The organism is Mycobacterium aquaticum (assembly GCF_002086485.1).
Classification (GTDB): domain Bacteria; phylum Actinomycetota; class Actinomycetes; order Mycobacteriales; family Mycobacteriaceae; genus Mycobacterium; species Mycobacterium aquaticum.
Genome location: NZ_MVHF01000065.1, coordinates 1 through 17,096, shown reverse-complemented (window position 1 = coordinate 17,096; position 17,096 = coordinate 1). Strand labels below are relative to the sequence as shown.

The 17,096-nt window shown below is 61.2% G+C and carries 11 protein-coding genes and 3 pseudogenes; 8 read left to right on the top strand and 6 right to left on the bottom strand.

The features are described 5' to 3' along the window. Positions 1-45 precede the first annotated feature (45 nt). The 3 genes from BST13_RS35810 (at position 46) to BST13_RS35800 (ending at position 2,550) form a co-directional block, all read left to right on the top strand. Positions 46-780, top strand: coding sequence for an SDR family oxidoreductase (locus BST13_RS35810; RefSeq protein ID WP_083170668.1), 735 nt, complete (start codon positions 46-48; stop codon positions 778-780). After that, positions 780-1,562 (top strand): SDR family NAD(P)-dependent oxidoreductase, encoded by a 783-nt coding sequence (locus tag BST13_RS35805; protein WP_083170666.1) that lies wholly within the window; start codon positions 780-782, stop codon positions 1,560-1,562. Before BST13_RS35810 ends, BST13_RS35805 begins: the two co-directional genes overlap by 1 nt. 208 nt (positions 1,563-1,770) lie before the next feature. Next, the gene (locus BST13_RS35800; protein ID WP_083170665.1) at positions 1,771-2,550 is read left to right on the top strand and encodes an acetoacetate decarboxylase family protein; all 780 of its coding nucleotides are present in this window, start codon (positions 1,771-1,773) and stop codon (positions 2,548-2,550) included. 555 nt (positions 2,551-3,105) lie between these two features. On the opposite strand, the gene BST13_RS35795 is transcribed toward BST13_RS35800, so the two are convergent. Further along, the gene (locus BST13_RS35795) at positions 3,106-3,702 is read right to left on the bottom strand and encodes a TetR/AcrR family transcriptional regulator (protein WP_083170663.1); all 597 of its coding nucleotides are present in this window, start codon (positions 3,700-3,702) and stop codon (positions 3,106-3,108) included. 621 nt (positions 3,703-4,323) lie between these two features. Between BST13_RS35795 and BST13_RS35790 the strand changes: the two genes are divergently transcribed. Both BST13_RS35790 and BST13_RS35785 read left to right on the top strand, forming a co-directional pair. Next, positions 4,324-4,938, top strand: a complete 615-nt coding sequence (locus BST13_RS35790) for a TetR/AcrR family transcriptional regulator (RefSeq protein ID WP_142282935.1) — start codon at positions 4,324-4,326, stop codon at positions 4,936-4,938. A gap of 1,292 nt (positions 4,939-6,230) precedes the next feature. Continuing rightward, the gene (locus BST13_RS35785; RefSeq protein ID WP_245839946.1) at positions 6,231-7,442 is read left to right on the top strand and encodes a Bcr/CflA family efflux MFS transporter; all 1,212 of its coding nucleotides are present in this window, start codon (positions 6,231-6,233) and stop codon (positions 7,440-7,442) included. Positions 7,443-8,011: 569 nt separating this feature from the next. Here BST13_RS35785 and BST13_RS35780 read toward each other — a convergent pair. Next, positions 8,012-9,341: pseudogene (locus tag BST13_RS35780) on the bottom strand (IS256 family transposase). A gap of 106 nt (positions 9,342-9,447) precedes the next feature. On the opposite strand from BST13_RS35780, the pseudogene BST13_RS35775 reads away from it, so the two are divergent. Beyond that, positions 9,448-10,452: pseudogene (locus BST13_RS35775) on the top strand (IS3 family transposase); the annotation flags it as partial. Positions 10,453-11,857: 1,405 nt separating this feature from the next. On the opposite strand, the gene BST13_RS35770 reads toward BST13_RS35775, so the two are convergent. The 4 genes and pseudogenes from BST13_RS35770 to BST13_RS35755 form a co-directional block, all read right to left on the bottom strand. Next, the gene (locus BST13_RS35770; protein WP_083170659.1) at positions 11,858-12,496 is read right to left on the bottom strand and encodes an MspA family porin; all 639 of its coding nucleotides are present in this window, start codon (positions 12,494-12,496) and stop codon (positions 11,858-11,860) included. A 1,582-nt stretch (positions 12,497-14,078) separates the two neighbouring features. Continuing rightward, on the bottom strand, positions 14,079-14,642 hold the full coding sequence (locus BST13_RS35765; RefSeq protein WP_142282934.1) for a hypothetical protein: 564 nt from the start codon (positions 14,640-14,642) through the stop codon (positions 14,079-14,081). A 291-nt stretch (positions 14,643-14,933) separates the two neighbouring features. Then, positions 14,934-15,287 (bottom strand): annotated as a pseudogene (locus BST13_RS35760) (acyl-CoA carboxylase biotin carboxyl carrier protein subunit); the annotation flags it as partial. A gap of 335 nt (positions 15,288-15,622) precedes the next feature. Continuing rightward, entirely contained in the window at positions 15,623-16,126 is a 504-nt protein-coding gene (locus BST13_RS35755; RefSeq protein ID WP_142282933.1) for a hypothetical protein, read from the bottom strand. A gap of 232 nt (positions 16,127-16,358) precedes the next feature. Between BST13_RS35755 and BST13_RS35750 the strand changes: the two genes are divergently transcribed. Further along, positions 16,359-16,628 (top strand): type II toxin-antitoxin system Phd/YefM family antitoxin, encoded by a 270-nt coding sequence (locus BST13_RS35750; protein WP_083170654.1) that lies wholly within the window; start codon positions 16,359-16,361, stop codon positions 16,626-16,628. Continuing rightward, complete coding sequence (locus BST13_RS35745) at positions 16,625-16,903, top strand: type II toxin-antitoxin system RelE family toxin (RefSeq protein ID WP_083170653.1); 279 nt, start codon at positions 16,625-16,627, stop codon at positions 16,901-16,903. The genes BST13_RS35750 and BST13_RS35745 overlap by 4 nt, the downstream gene beginning before the upstream one ends. The last annotated feature ends 193 nt before the right edge of the window (positions 16,904-17,096 follow it).

Here is a 17,096-nt window from a genome sequence, read left to right as displayed (position 1 = left end):
TGACCGATAGCCACCGTACGATCTTGACAATAGAAAGGCAGAACTTTGGCGAACGTCGAGTTCAACTTCACCGGCCGGACCGCGATCGTGACCGGCGCCGGTCGCGGCATCGGCCTGGAACTGGCTAAATTCTTCCATGCCGCTGGTGCCGATGTTTTCGCCCTTGATCGCGATGAATCGGCCGTAGCGAACGCTGCCGAAGGCGGGCTCCGTACCCGGGTGGTGGACGTCGCCGACACTGGGTCCGTGGACGCGGCGGTCGCGGCCATCGTGGCGGACACCGGACGCGTTGACATCGTGGTCAACAACGCCGGCCTGCTGCGTGACTCAGTCAGCTGGAAGATTTCCGACGAAGACTGGGAGAGCGTGCTGGCCGTTCACGCCGGCGGCACCTTCCGGCTGACTCGGGCTTGCACACCCCACTTTCGGGCGCAGCGTCATGGGCGGGTGATCAACGTGACCTCGTACACCGGGCTGCATGGGAACTTCGGGCAGGCCAACTACGCGACCGCTAAAGCAGGCATCATCGGCTTTACCAAGACGACGGCAAAGGAACTCGCCAACTTTGGAGTTACCGTCAACGCGATCAGCCCCAATGCCGCAACTCGAATGATCGACTCGATGCCCGAGGACCGCCGCGCCGAGGTGGCTGCCCAGATCCCGCTCGGTCGGTTTGCCGCCCCAGCCGAAATTACCCACGCGGTCGGATTTTTGGCGAGCGAAGAGGCCGGCTACATCACGGGTGTCGTGCTGCCCGTCGACGGCGGGCTGGCGATGTGATGTCATCCCGACACACGACCGCTGCGGGCGATCCGCTGTTCGATCTCACCGGTCGGACCGCCATTGTCACCGGTGCCAGTTCAGGGTTGGGGCGTCGCTTTGCGGAGGTACTGGCCGAGCGCGGTGCCCACGTCGTGGCAGTAGCCCGTCGCGCTGACGCCCTCGATGCCCTGGCGGAAGCACATCCCAGGCAGGTGCTCAGTGCCCCTTGCGATCTGACTGACGAGGAACAGGCTCGGGACGTGGTGAAGCGGGCGTTGGCGTGGCAGGGCAGAATTGACATCCTGGTGAACAACGCCGGGATCACCTCGGTGCAGCCGGCAGAGGAGGAGGACACCGCAACGTTCGGCGCGGTGATGGACGTCAACGTGAACGCCCTGTTCCGTATGTGCCACTACGTTGGCCGCGTGATGCTTGACCAGGGGAGTGGCAGCATCGTGAATGTTGCTTCGATCAATGGTCTGGTGGCGAGTTGGACCATCCCCGAGGCGGGCTATTGCGCAAGCAAAGGCGCAGTGATCAGTCTGACCCGCGAATTGGCTGCGCAATGGGCGGACCGGGGCGTCCGAGTCAACGCGTTGGCGCCAGGATACTTCCCAAGTGAGCTCACCGAAGACCTCTTCATGGGCGAGGCGGGAGAGCGGCGCTTTCGGCGGATGCCCATGCGCCGTGGCGGGCGTGAGGACGAACTCGATGGTGCGCTCGTCTTTCTGTCGTCCAACGGGTCGTCCTACATGACCGGACAGACGCTGGTGATCGACGGAGGATGGACCGCCGTCTAGGTTTCCCGAGATAGCCGAAGGTGCCCGACAACGTGGATCGAATCTTTCGCATCGTCGTGTTACGAACTTCGGAAGCGACTGACCCAGCTGGTGGCGCCACGATGGGCGACTAGGCGAACTGCTTCACCTTGAGCAGTTCACATCATTGCCGAGCAGGTACTCGGCGCCGAACCCACAACAATGAGGTGACGTGGTGAACAAAAGTGGTATGGATTCGACTCTGCAGAACCAGTGGTGGTCTTTCTCGCAGCCATACGGTCCGGCTGCGCTCTACGGTGCACCGCCGTATCCGTATCGGGATGCGCGGACGATCTCAGCCCTGATGCGATTTGACGGCTCGAAGGTGGCGCCCTACCTGCCGCCCGGTCTGGAGCTGGAATCCGACAGGCCGCTTGGCGTCGTCGCCGCAAGTGACTACGTCGAAACGGCCTTCGGGCCGTATCACGAGCTCGCCTTCTTCGTGAAGGTAACCGTGGAAGGTCGTCCGTTCATGTACAGTCCGCTGATGTACGCCGACGGGGAAGTCGCGGTAGCCTCCGGACGCGAGCTTTGGGGCTTTGCCAAGAAGACGGCGCGCATGGCGCTGGTCTGCAAGCGGGGCGCCTGGCACTTCACCGCCGAGCGACATGGACAGGTGATCACGGATCTGAAGTTCCAACCGCAGGAGCAGAAGACGCCCGAAGAGATGGCACTTGTCGATTTTCCGACGCTCACGTTGCGCCTCATTCCCCCGCTGAGTGGACGGGGTGTCCCCGACATTGCCCAGCTGGTGTCGACAGTGAACGTCAAGACGCCACACATCAACGGAGGGATGGTGCAACGGTGGAGTGGTTCATCGGATTGCGTCCTCAGCGATACCGAGCTGGATCCGTTGGGCGCATTCAAGCCGGTGGAGATGCTCGCTTCGTGGATGACGGAGTACGACTGCGATCTTCCGGCCGGTGAGTTGGTGCGCGACTACATCGCAGACAACCAACCCGGTCGCTGACCTTCGAATCAAAGAACCAACTGTGGGTTTTCGTAGTCCCGGCGGGCCGGCATACCAGGCCCTGCTATGAGCTTGATCCGAGCGACGGGTTGGTTTGGGCCGAACCCGGGCGCATCGGAATACCTTGTCCTGAAAACGATTAACTCTGGACCATGTCGAGCCGCGTGCTTGCGTTTCTCGATGCGAATAATTTGCAATCCATCGTTGTGAGCGGTCGCTTAGTAACGTACTGTGGTGTGGTGCCCACCACAGTGGTGAGGCGGATTGCTAAAGGAGAATGGCGCTGGAACATGCGGTGAGGTCAAGGCATTTCGTGCACGCGGCCGGCCCGTTACGAGAAGACCCGCGTCGGCGCAGCCAGCGACAACGCGACCATGGAGCGCTTCTTCACCCCAACTGCAGAAGCATGCTCTGGACCGCCGCCGCTCGGACAGCCGAGGAGTATTGCGGATCGGGATGATCAAGGGGATAGAACGGGCCCGCCATAGGCGCATACGCCAATCCCGGCCTATGGCTGACCCCGATCAAATACGAAGCAATCATAATCGCGGGTCGCTAGTCGGCGCCGACGATGCGTAGTGCCATGTCGGCGCACCGTTTTGCGATGTATTCGGGGCTCCAGCGGCCGCCTTCGTGGTACCAGCGTCCGATGTCGATGCCGAGCGAGAGTAGGGCTATGGCGGCCATCCGTGGGTCGGGGGTGTCGAAGGCGCCGCTGGTGACTCCGGTTTCTACGAGTTTGTGTACTTCTTGTTCGATCTGGTGGCGGATGTCGCGGATTTCGGCGAAGTGCTCGGGGGTGAGTGCGGCGAGTTCGTAGTTGGTGACTCGTGCCGCGGCGGGCCCGCTGGCGTGCAGGATCACAAAGTCGTGGATGAGTTTGTGCAGTGCGGCGGTGGGATCGGTAGTGGACGCGATGGCTTCGTGCACTGCGTGCAGGGTGTTTTCATGGCCCGATTTCGAGATCAGGTAGAGCAGGTCTTCTTTGGACTTATGGTGCACATAGAGCGCAGCTGGGCTCATTCCGGCGGCGGATGCGATGTCGCGCGTAGTGGTCGCATTGAACCCCTTTTCGGCAAACGCCTCAATGGCCGCGTTCACAAGTCGAGTACGCGGCGCGACCGTATCAGCTTCGTTAAGTTGCGATTTCATCGTTGAATGGCCCGTCTCGGTGTCGAGGTGGTCTGTCGTTGGTCGAACATTGTGATGTAGCAGCTGAGGTTCGGGTCGCGCGCTATCGACGGCCAACTCGGCCGGCGGCCGAGCATAGAGAGGGTGTCGTGAGCGCTTAGTCACCTCCCCATCTTGGCCTCGAAAGCGGGTATGGTCAAGCCGGTTCGCCGGTTGCCCCATTTCCATGGATGAAAAGTGTGACTGGAATCGCAACGTGGCTCTATCGATAGAGAGGAGAGCCGGATATGCGGATCTTCATTCAGCGGTTTCGACCCCCGGGATTGGCAATCGGACAACGGTCGCCGATGAAAACCTGGCACCTCGTGGGCAGCTCCCAAGACTCAACCTTCGAATAGCTCAGCCGATTATTGATCGAACATCCCAGTGCCGCGGCTAACGTGCACGCCGATTCGTCAGAAGCGGTGTGAGATAGGCCAATCCATCGTGACCGTGTCAAGTTCTACTGCGCCGCTCTAGGCGAGGGAAGGATGTCACATCACGCAAAATCCAGCCGTCCATGCGTTAACCACCCGCAAAAGTATCGTCACAAAATGAGACGTGAATTGCCCTCTTGAAAAAGCATCTGTTACGTTTCGGGCCGTGACTGTGCGGCGGGCTGAGCGCGGGCCGCGAATGCGGACTAGCGGCGCGATTCTCAATGCTGCCATAGTCGTTCTGGGGCAGCGTCCCTCGGCGCCGTTGCGTGATATTGCCGCGGCGGCTGGTGTGAGCTGCACCACGCTCCATCGCTATTTCGCCGAGCGCTCAGACTTGATTCGTGCGATGGCCCTGCACTTGCGAAGGGTCTCTCTCGACGGAATCAGACTGGCCGATCCCGACCATGGTCTTCCACTCGACGCATTTCGTCGTGTCGTGGAAACCCAACTAGATCTCGGTCCGGCGATGCTTTATATCTACACCGAGCCGGTCGTACGTGAGTCGGCGAGTTTGTTAGCGCATATCGACTCATGCGACGGGCCGGTTGCCGCAGCTTTGAATAAGGTGGCACCGCGGCATGCTACGGTTCCAGCCGGATGGGTGCGGCGCGTCTTTTGGTCGCTACTTTGCGTCGGATGCCGCGCTATCCAAACGGACGGCATACCAAGACAATTGATCGTCGACGTGATAGTCGACACCTTAATCCACGGCCTCGTCTCGGGACCGGGCTACGTGCAGCTTTCAAGGCTTTCACAGCCAACCTCAAACGCGCACTGAATTATGGCGTTTTTATGCCGGCAACGGTGACGCAGCGACGGTGAGCTGGACGTTAAGCTCTTTCGATCGCTCTGGCAGGTCATCGATCTTGAGAACCCTGCGTGGCCTATGTCTACTGAAGCGACCGACAGCATTCACCGACCGGTGTGGGGGCTGCAGCAGGTGGACCAACACCGGACTGAGCGCTTAGTACTGTACTCTGGTTGGTGTGATCCCTGTCGATCGCCGTACCAGTGTGGGCGGTACACGCCTGCGTCGCACTCGTTCTCGTTGGGCCGTGGTCGACGGGGCCGACGGCCAGCGATGGTCAAAATCAACGCGCGCGAAGTCAATCCGCTCGGTGAGTGTCGCTAACCCGAATCCGGGAAACTCGGGTGGGAGTGATGATGACGAGGGCTATGAGCCTGGCGCGGTGGAGGTGTCGAAACTCAAGGCGAGCATCGCTGGCGCCGACGGCGGCCTCATCTGTGATGCGGGCAACACGGTAGCCGTCGCTGGAGGCGGCGTCCTGCTACGGCGGCTTGTCGGTCTCATGTCCAGTGATGGCAGCTTATGAACTTCGAAAGCAAAACTCGGAGCCCTGCGCAGCCGCCTTGCGCTACAGCGGCCGCGCAAGCGCCGAGATTGATATTTGATCGCCGCGATTGGTCCGGGGTCTCCAATAGCGAGGTGGCCTGGCTTCTGGCAGATGTCGCACGGCCGTGCCTACGCCGGCGGGAGCGGCAACTCATTTATCTAGAGATCGGCGGAGGCGATCCCGCCGCAGCGGTCGAAGTCCTTCTACAGAAAGTTGTTCAACGTGACTTCCCGCTTCCAATCGGTGTGCGTCGAATACTTGAAATCTGGCTGGACGCGTATACGGGTGCCGCCGAGGAGCCTCGTCTCCGCAGCCTGCTGAGGCAAATGAATTGACCGTCACCACACGCAAAGGGATCCGCGCTGAGAAGGTGGGGCGTCGACGGGTCTCCCGCCTGCGATGGGTCACATCACCACAGATTCGCTTCGCCATAACAGTGTCGCTGTCCAGTTGCCTCGCTGCACATCGCGGGCTGTGAGAGAGATAGGCACGACTGTGGCCATCAATCACGCGATCGTTCATCGCAACTACCACCAAATGTCAGGTCAAGTCGATGTGTAGCAGTCTCGCAGACCCCGGTCACTCGACCTGCGACGCATCCGCGGGATTTCCACGGGCGCCCCGGCTGGACTCCGCGCCCCAGAGTGCAAAGAGCAGCCCGTTGTCGAATAGGCAGTCTCCGAACTCACGCGGGACGGACGAACCCGCAGCCAACCTGAAGCACTCCGGTACGGCGGGAGCAACGGCGAGTCGCAAGCCGACGATTCTGGTGCTAGCGGCCCTGTTGGCGCTCGGTTCAATTACCGTGAACATGTACCTGCCGGCCCTGCCGGGGATCGCCGAGGAGTTCTCGGTGTCGTCATGGGCCGCCCAGCTCACGCTCACCGGAACGTTGCTGGGGCTGGCAATAGGTCAGCTCATCATCGGTCCGATCTCGGACTCGCTGGGTCGGAGGCGTCCGGTAATCGCTGGCGTGGTCCTGCACATGCTGGCATCGATGCTCTGTTTGGCTGCTCCGAGCGTGACGACGCTTGGCTTGGCGCGCAGCTTGCAGGGCGTCGGCGCAGCTTCCGCGGCAGTCGTGGCGATGGCCGTGGTCGGTGACGTTTTCGCGGAGTCGGATGCTGCCGCAGTTATGTCCCGGCTGATGCTGGTGCTCGGCGTGGCTCCGGTGCTCGCGCCGCTACTCGGGGCGGCCGTCCTCCTGTGGGGTTCGTGGCGTTGGGTATTCGTCGCATTGCTGATGCTGGCCGGTGTACTACTGCTGACAGCTGTACGGGCAATGCCAGAGACGTTGCCGACGCATTTGCATCGACGACCGTTGCAGGTGCGCAGCATCCTGAGCGGCTACTCCGAATTGCTGAGAGACTCACGCTTTTTGATACTTGTGGTGGTCGCGGCGTCGGCCATGTCCGGTCTGTTCGGCTACGTTTCAGCGGCGCCGTTCGTTCTGCAGGACCAGTACGACCTCGATCGGCTGTCGATTGCGCTGGTCTTCGCTACGGGTGCGGTCGTGCTGATTGGGGCAACGCAGTTCAACGTGGTGCTGCTGCGTTGGTCTTCTTCGAGGACGATCACCGTGTCAGGGTTGAGTGTGGCGTTGGTGGCAGGGTTGGTGCTCGTTGGACTAACGCTCGCACAAGTTGGCGGACTGATCGCATTCCTTGCGTTGGTGCTCGTGATCCTGGCGGCGATGGGCCTCGTGATCCCGAACGCTTCCGCGCTCGCATTGTCGTCGCATCCGGGAGTGGCGGGGACAGCCGCGGCTCTACTGGGCGCCACCCAGTTCGGGGTGGGCGCTGCGGTTGCTCCCCTGATCGGAGGGCTCGGGAACCGTGCACTTGCGTTGGCAGTGGTGATGACAAGTGGCGTGATGGTCGCCTTGGCGTTGTTGGTTGTCATCGGCCCGCGACGGCCTCAGCGCTGAAGTAGTCAGTGGCGGGCGAAAGCCGGAGCGAAACTACGCTCGTTAATGGTAATGGCGGGATGGTTAACGAGATCGAGTCACGAAGCTCCGGTCGTGCTGGCCGTAGGGCAGATTCAGCATCTACCTGAATCTTCCTCTGTCGTTTTGAGCCGTGGCCAGATGAGTTGGGGGATCGAAGGCAGAGGAGTGTTCGAAACAGCTGTCAAAGTTCCCGGGACTTCCCAGCAGCCTCCGTCGCCGCGGCTTCTTCTTGAGAGCTCTAGGGGCCAGCCGAGCGGGGTCGGGCGACCGGACGAGAGAGCCCCAATCCTATACTTGCGATTGGGTTTTGGGCACTTCGGACCTTGCGTTGTTCCATCGGCAGTTCTCGCCGCGCTTGAGCACCGACGCGGTGGTCGTGAGGTGAGCCCGTCGTAGTGGTCCAGTTGTTGTGCGACTCCGTTGCCCATGTGTTTTGGGCAGGAAGAATCAACAACGACATGGCATCGGTGGGTCGCCCAGTACGGCGGCAGAGCGTGTCAAGTTTTCTGTGTAGGTCGGTTGTCTGAAACCTTCAGTGATGGTGGTGCTTACAGATAGCGTTCGATGCGGTCTGTGCCCATGAAGCTGCCGATGACGATGCCTGGGTAGACCAGGGTGAGTTGTTCGAGTGCTTTCTTCCAGTTGGTGACGACCTGGCCTTCGACGAGGCGTCCGGGGGCGGTTCGGCAGCGTTTCTGACCGCGTTCCTTGGCGCGCTCGGCGGCGCGTTTGTCTTCGATGTTGCAGATGGACAGCCAGAGCAGTTTGATCACCGCAGCGTCGTTGGGGAACTGGCCGCGGTTCTTGGTGACTTTGCGCAGTTGGTAGTTCAGCGATTCGATCGAATTGGTTGTGTAGATCACCCTGCGCAGCTCGGGCGGGAACGCCAGAAACGGGATGAACTGCTCCCATGCCCGTTCGAAAACCTTGGTCACTGTGGGGTTTTTCTTCCCCAGCTCCGATCCGGCGAACGCATCCAATTCCGCCCGCGCGGCATCGGCATTGGGCGCGGTGTAGACCGGTTTGAGTGCGGCGGCTACGGCTTTGCGGTGCGCTGTAGGACACGAACCGCAACGCGTTGCGGATCAGGTGCACCACACAGGTTTGCACCGCCGCGGCCGACCAGGTCGCCGAGATCGCCTCGGGGAAACCGGTCAGTCCGTCGCAGCACACGATGAGCACGTCTTTGATGCCGCGGTTGGCCAGATCGGCGCACACCGACGCCCAAAACGCCGGGCCTTCGTTCTGCTGGACCCAGATCCCCAGGACATGCTTGATGCCGGCCATATCGACGGCCACGGCGATGTGAGCGGCCTTGTTGCGGGTGTGGCCGCCGTCTTTGACCTTGACGATGATCGCGTCGAGATAGATCACCGGGTAGATCGGGTCCAGCGGGCGGCGCTGCCACGCTAGGACCTCATCGGAGATCTCGTCGACGATCTTGGAGATCGTCTCATGCGACACCTGGGTGCCGATCGTGGATTCAATTTGAAATTGGATGTCGCGCAACGTCATTCCACCGGCATACAGCGAGATGATCATGTCATCGAGCCCGCCGGTACGACGCTGACCCTTGGGCACCAGCGTCGGGGTGAACGAGCCATCCCGATCGCGCGGGACGTCCAGGGGCACTGGGCCGGCCTCGGTGGCCACCGTCTTGGGCGAGCTGCCGTTGCGGGCATTCGGCAGCGACCGGCCGGCCGGGTCACCCTTCTCATAGCCCAGATGATCAGTCAGCTCGGCAGCCAGACCGCGTTCCAGGGCCAGTTTGATCAGCCCGGGCAGCAAGCCACCCTCACCGGTCAGCGCGACCTCGCCGGTATCGATCTGAGCCAGCAGATCATCCACTGCCCCCGAGGCCCGCAGCGCCTCGGCCATCTCCACCGTGGAGCCAGCCTCAGTCAGCGTCACATCCACGTCCTTGTCGTCCGTCACGTCCTGCGATCCTTCCGTTAGGACCTACACAGAACATCTGACACCCCCCGGCGGCATGAAAGCCAACAACGCCAAGCGCCAAGGAACTAGAAGCCGAAAACGCCCGGCTAAGAAGCTGGTCGCCAACCAGGCCCTCGACATCGACATGCTCAAGGAGATCTCGGCGGGAAACTCCTAACCGCGAACCGCGAACCGCGAACCGCGAACCGCGAACCGCGAACCGCAAATGCAGCGCCGTGACGGTGCTGCGCGAGCGATTCGGGGTCTCCGAGCGACGAGCCTGCACGGTGGTCGGCATTCACCGCTCCACGATGCGCCTACAACCAGCACAATCACCGGCGAGGAAGCCGAGCTGCGGGCCTGGCTGCGGAAATTCTCCACCGACCGGCCCCGCTGGGGCTGGCGACGAGCAGCGATCGCAGCCCGCAAAGCCGGTTGGGACATCAACAACAAACGCGTCCGCCAGCTGTGGCACGACGAGGGACTACGAGTTCCCCAGCGGCGCAAGAAGAAGCGCCTGACCGGCATCGGGACCGCGGTCGGGGCGATGTGCGCGTTTAGGCCGAACGTGATCTGGGCGATGAACTTTCAGTTCGACACCACCGCCGATGGAAGCACTATCAAGATGCTCAAAATCATTGACGAGTTCATCCGCGAGGTCCTGGCGATCTACGTCGATCGCGCTATCAACGCCGACGGCGTCGTTGACATCCTCGACCAACTGGTCGACCACATGGGGCGCCGCACTACGTGCGCTTCGACAACGAGCCTGAGTTCGTCGCTCACGCGGTCAACGACTGGCTGCCGGTTCAACGGCACCGGTTCATTGTTCATCGACCCCGGATCACCCTGTCAGAACGCCTGGATCGAATCGTTCAACGGCGGCCTGCGCGATGAGCTGCTCAACTCCTGGCGCTTCGATTCGCTGCTGGAAGCCCGAGTGATCATCGAAGATTGGAGGATCGACTACAACGTCAACCGACCGCATTCGGCCCACCGCGGACTCAGCCCAGCCGAGGTCGCCCTACAGTGGCCCACGACCCACCAACCCAAGCCGCGTAGCGACTGGACCACCAAATGGGTCACCCTCAGTCGGTCGGCGCAGTTCACGGTTCCGTCGCAATCCATTGCTCGTCATCACCGCAGACCAGTGGCAGACCGTCCGGTCCTTGGCCAGCCATGCCTGTCAAGGTTTCACAAGGCGACCCAGGTGCCCACGTACCGATCACCCTCGCCGTAGGCCCCCATATTCCTCCGCTATTTCCATCACGTTCGCATTTCATCCACTGGCCGCCTACGGTACGTCCGTAAACGTACTTGTCGACGCTTTTGCATGGCTGGCCGGTCGCGACCCCTTCCGTTACTCCAGGTATCTCGTTTGATCCACCATATTCAGCTGCGGGCGCGGCAGTGGCGCATCGGTCGCCCTGTTCGCCGGTCTCGTTGGTTTGCACCGGTGGGCGACGGTCACTTTCGTAGTCGTTGATCTGGTCTGAGCATCTCGTATCGGTCTCAGGGAGTGCGTTAGCGAGAGCGGTGGACGGAGCGACTGCGACTGCCAGCGATGCGGCATACAACGCGGTGACGAGAAAGGATCGCAATCGGTAACGGCGAGAGTACATTCGGGTGATCCTTAGCAAGTGTTGATGCGTCAGATTAATGGCCGCCGGTCCCTAGGTGGCACGAGCGGGGGGCGGAGAGGCGTCCCTAGGTTGCCGTCTATTGAGGCTCTCGGCGCACTCTGCTCGTCCACCGAGATATACGCCGCTACACATCTCAGGAGGCCAACGAAAATCGGAAGCCGCCTCGATTGGATGGCGCATGAGCCGACCGAGGCGACGTCCTAACCGGCACCGAGGTCAATGTGACTCCGCGTCGTGCCCTGCCTCAAGCGTTGCGGTCCCGGGCTGCTCAAGTTGGGGATGCGTCGCAGGAGCTGGATCTGTCACCTCGGGCGCCGATGCCGACGAACCCCCCTCGGCCGGCATTCCGGTAGGGCTCTCCGCCAACCCAGTTTGCCTTGCACCTCCGTTGGCCACCATTCCTGGCAGGTACCCATCATGAGACACATCCGGCGCTGTGACACCGCCCTGAATCCCATACCGTGCATTGGCGTTGGTGAACCAATACAGCATATTAGGAATCGCAGCGCCCGGCTTAGTACCAGGCATTGAAATACTGGTCGACATGGGATCAGCCGTCACGGCACCGGTCCTGACACCGCGCGTATCGGTATAGGCCTGCGGATAGGTGTACCCAGCGTAGTATCCGTCCGAATATGCGCCAGGATACGGCGGTGTCGAAGGCACGCCTGGCCAAGTAGGTATGTAGGGGTCGGGATAGGCGTTGGAGATTGCAGTCCCGAGGGGCATCAAGGCGAATGCTGCGGCACCCGAAACCACACAGCGTCGAATCATCGCTTTCATATTAGTTTCACTTCCCTTTCAATCCATTGTGCGCTAGATCTTGATTGGGTCGCCGTAGATGGCGAAGGACGTGTGGCTTGCCTCAGTCGAGATGCGTAGGTAGGCATATGAACGCACTGTGACATCACCGCCACAAGCGTCTGCCTTGATATGCAGGTTGTCGATACTCAGGCTTGCGTTACCAGACGGGCTGAGAGCCATATTGGTCATGGGTAGGTCCACAATGACACCCGGCTGAACAATCGTCTGGACAAACCCACCGATACCAGCCGACGGACCGATGCTGGGAGCCGCGCCGGGGGTAAAGCTGCCACCGATGCCAAGCCCGCCCGTTCCACCGAGGTTCAGACCAGCCGACACGTCGGACTGGCACCCCAATTGATAGCCGAGGATGAAGAGGCTGTCAGTGATCGGATTCGCGCCGCCGCTTGCTGTTGCCGTCGCTGTGGCGGTGACAAAGCCCTCTCGGGAATTGGCAGCGGCCGCGAGATTAGGAACCGAGTTCACCGTTTCACCGGTAATATTGATATTCAGACGCCAACCGTCAGACGACACCTTTTGATGGGCCTGCTCGTTCATTGCCACAGGTTCCGCCTTCGCGGTTGGCCCGTTGGACAGGCCCGCTGCCACCACCGCGGCCGCAACAATCGCCAAAGCAGTCTTAAGGTTCATTTCATTCCTTGCAGATGTTGAAGAGATACGGGAAAAAAAGACGGGGCTTGGCCATCTCCTGGGAGGTTTGTGCAGCTGAATCTCTTTGCATACCTTCCATGTCTGTCGCTTATGAGTCAGGTTGGTCCGGTCTCTCGTCGGATAATCGCCGAGCGGTATAGGAGCTTTGGCCAGCAACTCGTCAAATGAGCGTGGGGGAGCGTTCGAGGGACAAAAGGACCCGGGTTGCAAGCATCTCCGTTCGACCCGAAGGTTGGACCCGTTGTCACGAGTTGGTCGGCCAACCGTAAAAGCATGTGTTCTGCGTCCCGGATGCTCGCCGCCATTCCGATTATGTTGCCGCTTCATGCATGCCGAATAGCCCTCGGTCAGTACGAGGTTCGTGGTTATTGGGAACGGATAGAGGGTGTTCATCGTGCCTCTGTTGTGGGCGAGTGGGTATTGGGTTTTTGGTAGCAGGTAATCAATCAGTGTTGACATCCGTGTCACGTCGTCTAGCTAATTGGAAATGCTTTGCTGTATCACTGCGCATCCTCCGCGTGTGCGCTCGATCAGATCCGACATTTCGCGATCTGCCAGTGAGCGTTCGACCATCGCCGTCAACAACTTCGACTTGGCGAGAGGTATTGAACGGTGAGAGCTTGGGCTGGCCTGGATTCGCATTGGATTCCGGGAAACGATGTGCCCATCGGACCCGTGAGTTGCTGATGGGTGCGGCGTTGACACTGCGCCGACCATGATCGGCATCCGCACGATGTTCGGTGCCTGACGCGGCAATGTGATGGGAACCACGTTGGAGACGGTACGTTACTGAGCGCTTGTTTACAACAGGATCACGCAGTTCGGTTGACGCCGATCATGAGCACGCCATCAGATGGCGTCAGGAACCTTCCGAAACCAAGATCATCCTGGCAGCGATGCCGGGATGATCGTCGGGCCACCTTTTCCGGGATTGCTGACATCGCACTGGAGAACAGGTACCTCGCTATCGGCGAGGACAACTCACGCAGCCAGTGCGCCGATGGGCGTCCATCGGCTTGGAGCGCCCGATGCCGTGAGGCCCGGGACGCAGGGCAGTACATCCCGGAATCGATCGTTGCGCGATTCGACAAAGCCAGGTCGAAAGCTCCCAGCCACGCTGCCGTCGTGTTGAACGCTCCGCGGAAGCATGCACACGAGCTGCCGGCGCTCATCCTTGCTCGGGGGGTAGGCCCCAACCCCGGCGACCTCTTTCCGTGGCGCGATGCGCCGGGCGACTCGGGATCCGAAACGCCGCTGCCGCTGCGGAGTCGGCCCACGAAGGGTGAGCTCAAGGTCATGAAGACATTGCAAGACTGGTCGACTAAGCAGATTCGAGCGCCGCGCCCGGGCGCGCGGGAAACCAACCGCAGTGAGTTGGTCGCGGCCGCGCTTGACGCCTACCTGCCCGTCAGTCCGGACCAGGCAAGAAGCAGAAGTAAGCCGCCCGCCGCGGTGGGGGAGTCGCTTCGGCTCTCCCTCGGTTCCCTTCGCGCGCAATCGCGCTCAGAGCCCAGACGGGCCGGGCCCCGGCGCGAAACCGCTGGCCGTGCGGGAGATTCACCTATGCGATGTAGCGCCAGGCTCCCAGCCCTTCGAGCAGGGGCTGCACCAACGCCATGACGTCGGTGTCCGCCATCTTGGAGCGGTTCATTGTGCGATCGCGGTTGGCCGGTAACTCCGTCCCCGGACCGGACTCGGGTTCTGCGCTGTCAAGTCCGACGCATAGAGCGCTCGCCAACTCCTTGATAACGGGCCAAGCGCGCTCCAACTCGCGTGACCAATACGGTTCCCTCTTGGGGATGCTGGAATCGATTCTCGCCACCTCGACCGTTGGCAGTGGTGGGGGAGGACCGTCGACGATCCCGACGCCCAGATCGGTGTAGTACCCCCGCATTCTCTCGGTGAGCTCGTGGCCAGAGTAGCTGTACGTATAGCTGGGTCTGACCGCGTTATCCCGGCGTTGCAGTTCAGTCTCGGCGGCGTCGAATTCGTCGAACCACGCAGACGAATCCATATCGAACAGGATCCGTTCGGGGTGCGCGATGACGTTGACCGGTTCGGTGCGGTGGCGCCACAGGTCCCATTCATCGTGGCCCACAGCGGCATTGAGGGCATCCCTAACCACGGCGGCTTCCAAGGAGCCCGGCCGGCCAGCCACAGACCCAGCATGACCCCGGGTCGACGGACCGTCAATGGTCGCTAACCAACAGTGTTAAGTGACTCTTAACGGAGTGTGGCCCAGTGTGCTTCATTTCGGCGCACCCGGGGGATAGCCTTGTTCCATATTCGGAACACGGGCCAAGGGGAAGCGCCTGAAGCTGTGTGGGTTCAGGCGACAGGCATCGCCCGATCTGCGGCAGACGGCACGACTGGCATAATTCGGTGGTCTCGGCCCCCCAGCGAGCGTCCTATTTTGCTACTTGATCTCGGCAATCACTGTGCCCTGAGTGATGGAGGCACCGGCCTCGACGGCCAGGCCGGTGATGACGCCGTCCTTGTGGGCGATGACCGGGTTCTCCATCTTCATGGCCTCCAGGACAACGACGAGGTCACCGGCGGCCACGTCCTGGCCCTCTTCGACGGCCACCTTGACCACGGTGCCCTGCATCGGTGCGGTCACCGAGTCACCCGATGCCGCGGCGCCGCCGCTCGCGGCGCGCTTGCGGGGTCTCGGCTTTCGGCGAATAACGTTGTGCCCCTGAGTGTTGAGAACAGGAGGACCGTCGGGGAAGGTGACCGGAACTCTGCGGCCGCCCACCTCAACAACTACTGTCCATCCGGCCTCATCGTGCGGCACATCGGTACCGCTCCGCGGTGGCGCGTGGGGAGTGCCTACTGCGACCGCGTCCAGTTCAGTTACCGGATCATGGCTATCCACCGGGTGGTGTTTGACGCTAGGGGAGCCCTCGCCAGCCTGTAGAGGCTCGGATGACGTACCGGCTAAATTACCTGTGCTGTGGGGCGACTCTGTCGAGCCTGCGGTACCCGCCACCGATTTCGAGTCGACTAACTGGCGGTGTTTGTCTCTGACGAGGGGAACTTGCATCACAATGATGGCAATGCCCGCCAGTACGGCCGCAACGCACGTCATGACTAGGGCTTCGCTCATGCGGTTACCGCTTGATCAGCGGATGCAGGTGCCGACGCGGGCGTGGGCACGGGCGTTGACAAGTAGATGTTCGTGAACGCGATTACGGCGCAAATGGCAAAGATGAGTAGCGAGATCCATGCCATCACCTGCTGGGTGTCGTAAGGCACGGACCCGTGCTTCTGCAGCACCGTTAATTGAATCATTGTCACAACCACGAGCACGATGGCTGCGAAAAACCAAGTAACGCCATAGAGCGCCTTACCTTTCGGGGTTGATCGCGCCGGCGCGTCAGCCGAAAAGAGATCCTTCGATCCCGCGTACAGAAGTGCAAGTCCAGTGGGTAACAGCTGCCCTAAACCCGTCAGCCTTTCAAACAGCGGCAAGTACAGCGTTTCGGACAGAAGAAGGCTGAAGCAGCTGCTCAATACTCCGACGGCCACCACGACGGCAAACGGGATCGACACCGGGACGCAGACCGCCAAGAACCACATCACAACACACTTGACACCTGCGGACATGGCGTTGACCTCCTCGACAGCAAAGGCTCCCAGTTGCCGCGAACTGTACTCGTATGGGAACTGGACCGTCAGACACATTGCGACGAAAACCGCCAACTCTCGCCGGCGGCAACAACAGGAGGGCGGGCAATGATTCATCTGATGCAATATGCAGTGGTTTACCTGACATAAGATAGCTTATCGGCCAAAAGGTAAGCTATTGACAGGCTAGAGTTTCGGCTAGTATCGAACTATGAAGACGGTACCGCTCAGTGAAGCCAAGGACAAGCTTTCCGCGCTGGTCGACGAGGCCGACAGCACGCACGAGATCATCCGCATCACCCGGCACGGCCGTGTCGCCGCGGTACTGATGTCCGCCGACGACCTCGACTCGCTCAACGAAACCCTGCATGCACTGCGTGCCCCGGGGCACGTCGACGAACTCAACCAATCCGACGCCGACTACGCCGCCGGCAACACCATCACCGGCGAGGACTTGCGTAAGCGCTACGGCCTCTCGTGAGCGACGACCAGCCCTGGTCAGTCCGACTGGCTCCCGGCGCGGTTCGCGCACTCGATTGGCTTCCGCACAGAGTCGCGGCCGCGATCGCCGAATTCATCACCGCGACACTGCCGACAGACCCGCACCGAGTGTCGAAGGCGCTGCGCCACGAGCTGGCCGGCTGGCGCGTCGCCCGGCGAGGCGACTATCGCGTCACCTTCCGCATCCTCGACGACGACCACGCGCTGCTGATCGGTCGTGTTGAGCACCGGGCGCACATCTACCGCCCAACCTGATCAATGCGAGCACACGGCAACATTTCGTCACCGTGACGAATAGTGTTGTTGCGCAGGCGAATCGCCGAGCCGATCGCGCCGCTTTCTGTAGCCGCCGGGACGTGGTACGAGACATGTGACCGTTCTCATTGATGTTGGGGCATTCTCATTGAATGTGGGGCAACCGCGTGTCTTTCTCATTGAATCTGGGGCA